At 26.4% G+C, this 1949-nt stretch carries 1 protein-coding gene; it reads right to left on the bottom strand.

The window, feature by feature from the left end:
* The coding region (locus tag AC5LAX_RS11260) for a beta strand repeat-containing protein (RefSeq protein ID WP_493263856.1) at window positions 1-1949 on the bottom strand (1949 nt) is incomplete at both ends.

The raw sequence follows: 1949 nt of genomic DNA, 5'->3' as shown, positions 1-1949 counted from the left end.
CATTAATAGAATTATTTTCACTAGCTATTATTTCAACATTGCCACCATCAATATTATCTATAGCTGTAGTAGCATTTATAATATTATCTTTTCCTGCAATTTTTACTACTGTATCCGTACTTGTAGTATCAATATCTTTATCAATATTATTTTTATTTACAGAGATAGCTGTATCACTTGCTTTTATATTATTTTGCCCTTTATTTGCATTTAGAGAAATATTACTTCCATTATTTGCTTCAACAGCTATTCCTTGAGCTACCTCTATACTATTATTTCCTGATTGACTATCGATATTTATAGCTGAATTATTGCCACTTATTCCATATCCATTATCTACATATACAATATTATCTGCATTAACAGTATTTAAATTTACTACGCCCTCTTCTTTAGTATAGATACCAAAATTTTTAGCATTAATTACATTACTATCTGTAGCCTGTAATTTAACTTCAGATTTATCTATACTAGAAATACCTTTTGTAGCTTCTATTATATTTTCACTACCTTGTACAAATACATTAGCGTTATTGGACTCTATCACATTATCTTTATCATTTTTTAGATAATTTACTTTACCTTGAATTTTTGTATTGGCTTTATTTTCTGCATTTACTAATCCATTGATAGAGTTATTTTCACTAGCTATTATTTCAACATTACCACCATCAATATTATCTATAGCTGTAGTAGCATTTATAATATTATCTTTTCCTGCAATTTTTACTACTGTATTCGTACTTGTAGTTGCAATATCTTTGTCAATATTATTTTTATTTACAGAAATAGCAGTATCACTTGCTTTTATATTGTTTTGCCCTTTATTGGCATTTACAGAAATATTACTGCCATTATTTGCTTCAATAGCTATTCCTTGGGCTACTTCTATACTATTATTTCCTGACTGACTATTGATATTTATAGCTGAAGCATTGCCACTTATTCCATATCCATTATCTACATATACAATATTATCTACATTAATAGCATTTAAATTTACTTGACTGTTTTCCTTAGTGTAAACACCAAATTCTTTAGTCTTTATAATATTACTATTTGTAGATTGAAGATTTACTGTACCATTATTTACATTAAAAATACCTTTTGTAGCTTCTATTACATTTTCATTACCTTGTACTAATACATTAGCATTATTGGACTCTATCGCATTATCTTTATCATTTTTTAAATAATTTACTTTACCTTGGATTTTTGTATTAGCTTTATTTTCTGCATGTACTAATCCATCAATAGAATTATTTTCACTAGCTATTATTTCAATATTGCCACCATCAATATTATCTATAGCCGTAGTAGCATTTATAATATTATCTTTTCCTGTAACTTTTATTACTGTATTCATACTTGTAGTCGTAATATCTTTATCAATATTATTCTTATTTACAGAAATAGCAGTATCACTAGCTTTTATATTATTTTGTCCTTTATTGGCATTTACAGAAATATTGCTGCCATTATTCGCTTCAACAGCTATTCCATGAGCTACTTCTATACTATTATTCCCTGATTGACTATTAATATTTATAGTTGAATCATTACCACTTATTCCATATCCATTATCTACATATACAATATTATCTGCATTAACAGTATTTAAATTTACTTGACTGTTTTTCGTAGTATAAACACCAAATTCTTTAGCCTTTATGATATTACTATTTGTAGATTGAAGATTTACTATACCATTATTTACAGTAGAAATATCTTTTGTAGCTTCTATTATATTTTCATTACCTTGTACTAATACATTAGCGTTATTGGACTCTATCGCATTATCTTTATTATTTTTTAGATAATTTACTTTACCTTGAATTTTTGTATTGGCTTTATTTTCTGCATTTACTAATCCATTAATAGAATTATTTTCACTAGCTATTATTTCAACATTGCCACCATCAATATTATCTATAGCTGTAGTAGCATTT

The organism is Megamonas sp., assembly GCF_986095205.1.
This window is presented reverse-complemented; position numbering and strand designations above follow the sequence as displayed.